Source organism: Terriglobales bacterium, assembly GCA_035624475.1.
GTDB lineage: Bacteria > Acidobacteriota > Terriglobia > Terriglobales > Acidobacteriaceae > DASPRL01.
The window spans coordinates 1-6,448 of the sequence record DASPRL010000088.1; the positions used below are offsets into that span (position 1 = coordinate 1).

General features: G+C 64.4%; 7 protein-coding genes. All 7 read right to left on the reverse strand.

What is annotated here, in order from left to right; all coding sequences use genetic code 11:
• Positions 1-1,825, reverse strand: a 1,825-nt coding sequence (bamA, locus tag VEG08_03780; GenBank protein HXZ27102.1) for an outer membrane protein assembly factor BamA, incomplete at its 3' end; no start/stop codon positions are given.
• A 265-nt stretch (positions 1,826-2,090) separates the two neighbouring features.
• The gene (frr, locus tag VEG08_03785) at positions 2,091-2,678 is read right to left on the reverse strand and encodes a ribosome recycling factor (GenBank protein HXZ27103.1); all 588 of its coding nucleotides are present in this window, start codon (positions 2,676-2,678) and stop codon (positions 2,091-2,093) included.
• 88 nt (positions 2,679-2,766) lie between these two features.
• Positions 2,767-3,483, reverse strand: coding sequence for a UMP kinase (gene pyrH, locus VEG08_03790; protein HXZ27104.1), 717 nt, complete (start codon positions 3,481-3,483; stop codon positions 2,767-2,769).
• 121 nt (positions 3,484-3,604) lie between these two features.
• The gene (gene tsf, locus VEG08_03795; protein ID HXZ27105.1) at positions 3,605-4,261 is read right to left on the reverse strand and encodes a translation elongation factor Ts; all 657 of its coding nucleotides are present in this window, start codon (positions 4,259-4,261) and stop codon (positions 3,605-3,607) included.
• Between the two features lie 130 nt (positions 4,262-4,391).
• Complete coding sequence (rpsB, locus tag VEG08_03800) at positions 4,392-5,297, reverse strand: 30S ribosomal protein S2 (protein ID HXZ27106.1); 906 nt, start codon at positions 5,295-5,297, stop codon at positions 4,392-4,394.
• A 156-nt stretch (positions 5,298-5,453) separates the two neighbouring features.
• On the reverse strand, positions 5,454-5,849 hold the full coding sequence (rpsI, locus tag VEG08_03805; GenBank protein ID HXZ27107.1) for a 30S ribosomal protein S9: 396 nt from the start codon (positions 5,847-5,849) through the stop codon (positions 5,454-5,456).
• A 64-nt stretch (positions 5,850-5,913) separates the two neighbouring features.
• Positions 5,914-6,357 carry a 50S ribosomal protein L13 gene (gene rplM / locus VEG08_03810; protein HXZ27108.1) on the reverse strand — a complete coding sequence of 148 codons (444 nt, stop codon included), beginning with the start codon at positions 6,355-6,357 and terminating at the stop codon, positions 5,914-5,916.
• Between the last annotated feature and the right edge of the window lie 91 nt (positions 6,358-6,448).

A 6,448-nucleotide genomic window follows, 5' to 3' on the forward strand; every position in this document is an offset into this window, starting at 1 on the left:
TGGTGATCACGCCCTCCAGAGCATTGGGTCCGGAGATGCCGCGGAAGGCCAGCTCCTCGAAGAGCTGTTGCGAGGCCGTGCTGAGGGCCGTGACCGAGGAGTCGTCGAAGGCGTAGGTGATGCCGACACGCTTGAAGGATCGGTGCAAGGCGTAACTGGCGCTGAGCGTGAAGCCCCGGCTGGACTGGGTGAAGTTCTGCAGGGCGTTGAGGAACGGCTGAGGCAGGTTGAGGTTGGAGACCCCGGAAGCGATGGCCTGCTGCTGCGCCTGGTTGTACTTGATCAGGCGGTCGTACACGCTGAAGCCCACCTGCAGGGGGCGGTCGAACAGGTAGGGCTCGCTGAAGGAGAACATGAAATTGCGCTGCTGGTTGCCAAAGTCGGCCTCGAAGCTCAAGGTCTCGCCCAGCCCCAGGAAGTTGTTGGTGGTGTAGTTGAGGCCGACGAAGGAGCCGGCCAGCCCGCTCACCCCGCCGGTCAGGCCAACGCTGTTCTTGCCTTTCTCGTGGACCTTCAAGGTGATGTCGACCGTGCCCTCCTGGTTGTTCTGGTGGATCTCGGAATCCTGGTCGGGGCGGAGCTGGTCGAAGTAGCCGAGCTGGTTGAGGCGCAGCAGGCTCAGCTCCCAGAGCTGGCTGTTGTAGACCTGGCCTTCCTCCAGGGCCAGCTCGCGGCGGATGACCTTGTCGCGGGTGGTGGTGTTGCCCTGAAACTCGATGCGGCGCACGAAGTAGGGCTTGCCCTCGTCCACGTCGATGGTCAGGGTGATCAGGCGCTTCTCGTCATCGATCTGGGTCTCGGGCACGGCCGTGAAGTTGATGTAACCCAACTGGCCGTAGGCCTTGCGCAGGTTTTCCAGCCCCTTGCGCACCAGAGAGGTGTCGAAGATGTCCCCGTCCTTCATGGGAAAGATGCCGCGCAAGGGCGCGGTATTGGCGATGGCCTTGTTGCCCTTGAAGGTGATGCCGCCCAGACGGTAGCGTTCCCCTTCCTCGATGGGGACGGTGATGTCCACCGCCTTGCCCCCGCCCTTCTGGATGATGGGAATGTGCAGGCCGGAGGTGTCGCGCACCTTGGTCTGGGGATCCTGGACCAGCGCCTTGAAGTAGCCCTTCTGCTGGTAGGCGTCGCGAACGCGTTCCGCGTCTTCGCTGAGCTTGCTGGCGTCGTAGGTCTTGGAGAAGAGGTTCTCCAGGAAGATGGAGTGAGGGATGCCGATGGGCTTCAGGTTCTTCATCTGGCTGCGCAGGTAGCGGCCGCTGAGGTGCTTGTTGCCCTCGAAGCGAATCTTGCCCACCTTGACCTTGGGGCCCTCGTTCACGATGAAGTCCACCTCCACCGACGCCGGGGGGATGGGATGGATCTCGGTGCGCACGGTGGCGAACTGGCGGCCGTGCTCGGCCAGCAGCTCCTTGATCACCACCTCGGCGTGCTTGACCTTGGTGGGGTCGTACTGGCTTTCCACCGAGATGCCCACCTTGTCCTGCTTGAAGCGGTCGAGCACGTCGCTCTGCGAAACCGAGCTGAGGTTCTTGTACTCGATGCGGCGGATGGTGGGCTTTTCCTTGACGTAGACGTGGATGATGTAGCCCTTGGGGCCCTCCTCGCGCTCGAAGCGGAGGTCCTCGAAGTAGCCGGTGTTCCACAGGGAATTGAAGTCGCGCTCCAGGGCGGCTTCGTCGTAGACGTCGCCGGCCTTGCTGAACATGCGGGCGCGGATGGTCTCGGCGGGGATGCGGCGGTTGCCGTGGATCTGGATGGCCTCGATCAGGGGTTGCTGTGCCCAAGCGGGAACGGCCAGAAGCAGGACGGCAAAGGCCGCCACGAGGGTCCACAGCTTCCCCTGGCGCCCCCACCTACCTGCCCTACCCACAGAACTTCCCTGGTGGAGACTAAAAATAAAGCCACCTCGGCGCTGAACTCAGGAATCGGCAATTATACGCAACTCTTCGCCCACTGGCCAGACGATAGCTGCCGTAACTCTATTCAGGGATTGACGTTAGTGAGAAGCCGGGGGCGGGCTCAGGGTTGCACGCCAGGGAGTGAGTCGCCCGTTTTCCCGGCCCGCACCCGTAGGCGCGGAGGGAGGGCTAGACCTGCAGGACTTCCTTCTCTTTGGCCTTGCTCATCTCCTCCATCTTCTTGATCTCGTCGTCGGTGAGCTTCTGGATCTCCTCCAGGGCGCGGCGCTCCTCGTCCTCGCTGATCTTCTTGTCCTTCAGCGTCTTCTTGAGGGCCTCGTTGCCGTCGCGGCGGATGTTGCGCACGGCCGTGCGGTGGTCCTCCAGCACCTTGTGCAAGTGTTTGACCAGCTCCCGGCGGCGCTCCTCGGTGAGCGGCGGCACGGGAATGCGGATGAGCTTGCCGTCGTTCATGGGGTTCAAGCCGAGGTCGGCGGAGCGGATGGTCTTCTCGATCACCGGCAGGGTGCTGGGATCGAAGGGCTGGACGGTGATGAGCTGGGCCTCGGGGGCGTGCACCTGGGCCACCTGGTTGAGGGGCATCTCGGAGCCATAGTAGGGGATGCGGATAGCATCGAGCATGTGCACGGAGGCGCGGCCGGTGCGGGTAGCCGCCAATTCCTTGCGGAAGTCCTCCACCGCCTTCTCCATGCGCGTCTTCAGTTGCAGGTAGGTGTCTTTGAGAGCAGGAACCGCTGCCATCGTAGGCTGAGCCATAAGGAATCCGCCTTCGACCCAAGGTTGAAAGGCGGCATTATAAACAAAACCCCGGCGGAGGAAGCAGGATTGCGCTGTGTGGCAGGAGCTATGCGCTGACCAGCGAGCCCACCTTCTCGCCCGTGACCACGCGCCGGATATTGCCGCGGCGATTGAGGTTGAAGACGACGATGGGCAGGTTGTTGTCCTTGCACAGGCTGATGGCGGTGGAGTCCATCACCTTGAGCCCCTTCTTGAGGATGTCGAGGTAGGAGATGTTGTCGAACATCTTGGCGTCTTTGGCCACGACGGGATCGGCGTCGTAGATGCCGTCCACCTTCGTGGCCTTGAGGATGACGTCGGCCTTGATCTCCATAGCGCGCAGGGAGGCGGCGGTGTCGGTGGAGAAGTAGGGGTTGCCGGTGCCGCCGGCGAAGATGACCACGCGCTCCTTCTCCAGGTGGCGGATGGCGCGGCGGCGGATGAAGGGCTCGCACACCTGATTCATCTCGATGGCCGACATCACGCGGGTCATCACGGCGTGCTTTTCCAGGGCGTCCTGCAGGGCCAGGGCGTTGATGACGGTGGCCAGCATGCCCATGTGGTCGGCGGAGACGCGGTCCATCTCCTTGGCCTGCTCGGCCACGCCGCGAAAGAAGTTGCCGCCCCCCACCACGATGGCGGTCTGCACCCCCAGGGCATGGACCTCTTGAAGCTCGCCGGCGATCTCCTGCACGCGGTCGGAATCCACGCCGAAGCCCTGGCCCGCGGCCAGGGCCTCGCCGGAGAGCTTGAGCAGGATGCGCTTGAAGACGGGTTCGGGCATTTACTCAATTCTACCTCGAAAGGCGGGCGGGCCGCCCGCCCAGGGCCCGGCTGCAGCCGGGACGCGGCAGCAAAAAGGCCCAGCCTTCGGGCTGGGCCTGAGGTCTCCGGGGGCGCGGCGGCTATTCCGCCTTGGTCTCCGCGGGCTTGCTCAAGGCGATGGTCTCTCCGGCCTCGCCCACCTTGAAGCGGGCGAAGCGGCGCACCGCGATGTTCTCCCCCAGCTTACCGATCTTGCTGGCGATGAGCTGGGCCACGGTGATGGTCTGCTCCTTGATGAAGGGCTGCTCGTAGAGGCAGACCTCCTCGTAGAACTTCGACATCTTGCCTTCCACGATCTTTTCCACCACGTTGGCGGGCTTGCCGGTGGCCGCCGCCTGCGAGCGGTAGATCTCCTTCTCGCGCTCGTAGGCCTCGGGGGTGACGTCCTCCTTGCGGATGAACTTGGGATCGCTGGCGGCGATGTGCATGGCGATGTCGTGCACCAGCGACTTGAAGTCGTCGGTGCGGGCCACGAAGTCGCTCTCGCAGTTGACCTCGACCAGCACCCCGATCTTGCCCCCGGCATGGATGTAGCTGGCCACCGAGCCTTCGGTGGCGACGCGGGTGGCCTTCTTGGCGGCGCTGGCCATGCCCTTCTTGCGCAACACCACGATGGCCTGCTCCAGGTCGCCCTTGGCCTCGGCCAGGGCCTGCTTGCAGTCCATCATGGGAGCTCCGGTCTTGTCGCGGAGCTCCTTCACTTGCGCGGCGGAGATGTTCACGGTCGTAGTCCCCATCGAAGAAGCCTTTCTATGAAGCTGCCGGGCTTGGTCCGCAGGCGCTTGCGTGCGGATGCCCGATGAGAGACCCGGGCGCACGGCGCGGGTCCGGAGATTCGATGCCGCTGGGCGCGGCCGCGGCGCGCGGCTACTTGACCTGCGGCTCCGCCTGCTGCACGGCGGCGTCCTCGGCCTTGCTCTCGGCGGCGGGACGCTTGCGGCCCTCGTGGCCCAGGACATCTTCCATGCTGATGTCCTCGGAGGCGCCGGGATCGGCGGCCTGTCCGGCGGGGGCCTCGCCCTCGGCCGGGGCCGGCTGCGCGGCGCCGGCTTCCACCGCAGCGGCCATCTCCGCGGCCTGCTTGTCGGTGGCCGCCTGCACCCCTTCCTGGATGGACTCGGCCACCTTGGAGGCGAACAGGCGGATGGCGCGCAGGGCGTCATCGTTGCCCGGGATCACGTAGTCGACCTCGCTGGGGTCGCAGTTGGTGTCGACCACGGCGATGACGGGGATGCCCAGCTTGCGCGCCTCGCGCACCGCGATCTGCTCCTTGTTGGAGTCGATGACGAAGATGGCGTCGGGCAGCCGCGTCATGTTCTTGATGCCGGCCAGGTTGGCCTGCAGGTGCTTGCGCTCCCGCTCCAGCTTGATGACTTCCTTCTTAGGCAGCAGCTCGTAGCGGCCATCCACCGCCATCTCATCGAGCTCCTTCAGGCGCTTCACCGATTTCTGCACCGTGACCCAGTTGGTGAGCAGCCCGCCCAGCCAGCGCTGGTTCACATAGAACATGCCGCAACGCTGCGCTTCTTCGGCGATGGCGTCCTGGGCCTGCCGCTTGGTGCCGACGAAGAGGATGGTCCTGCCTTCGCCGGCCATCTCCTGCACGACCTTGGAGGCGTCCTTGAACATCTTGAGGGTCTTCTGCAGGTCGATGATGTAGATCCCGTTGCGCTCCCCGAAGATGTATTCCTTCATCTTGGGGTTCCAGCGCTTGGTCTGGTGCCCGAAGTGGACGCCCGCTTCGAGCAGCTCCTTCATGGTGATGGTAGCCAAACAACCTCCTTCGTGAAATTGCATCCCGCGCCGTACCACGGATTGCGCGGGATTAAATTCCCGTCCAGCCCCGCACACGGGGTGCGGGAAGAATGTGGTCCCGGGTTGCTGCCGCGCCGCCGTCCCTCCGGGACCCCCGGGGCGGCGGCCAAACCGTTAGCGCTTGCTGTACTGGAAGCGCTTGCGCGCGCCCTTCTGGCCGTACTTCTTGCGTTCTTTGCCGCGGGCATCGCGCGTGAGCATGCCCTCGGACTTGAGCTTGCCGCGCAACTCGTTGTTGAAGACCAGCAGCGCGCGGGCGATGCCCATCTTGACCGCGCCCGCCTGGCCGTTGACCCCGCCGCCGTCCACGGTGGCGACCACGTCGAAGCTGGCGGCGGTATCGGTCGTGATCAGGGGCTGCTTGGCCGCGTTGCGCTGCGCGAAAGTGACGAAATATTCTTCGAAGGGGCGGCCGTTCACCAGGAAGCGGCCGCTGCCGGGACGCAGGAAGATGCGTGCCACGCTCGACTTGCGCCGCCCCGTGCCGTAGTACTGGACCAGATCTGCCATAAGTGCTCTTGCCTTCTAACCTTTCACAAAAAATAAGGCGCGCCGCGGGCGCCCCGCCGGGATCTTATGCGCCCTTGGCCGCCAGGGCCAGGGTCTCGGGTTTCTGGGCCTGGTGGGGATGCTTGTCGTCGCGATAGACCTTGAGCTTGCGGGCCATAGCGCGACCCATCTTGGTCTTGGGCAGCATGCCGACGATGGCTTCCTGCACCACCCGCTCGGGCCTCCGCGCGAAGCGCTTGCGGAACTCCTCGCTGCGCAGCCCGCCGGGATAGCCGGTGTAGTGGTGGTAGACCTTCTTGGCGCTCTTCATGCCGGTGAGCCGGACCTTGCCGGCGTTGACCACCACCACGTGGTCGCCCATGTCGATGAAGGGCGTGTAGCGGGGTGTGTGCTTGCCGGCGAGGATGCTGGCCACACGGGTCGCCAGGCGACCCAGGGTCTGGCCCTCGGCGTCCACGACATACCACTTGCGCGCAATTTCCCCCTGCTTGGGGAAATAGGTTGACATGCAAAAATCTCCCTGATTAAAACCGCAAAGAAACCGCTCCAGGGCGGGCACTTGCAGGACTGCTAAAGACTTAAAGATAGCGTAGGGGCGC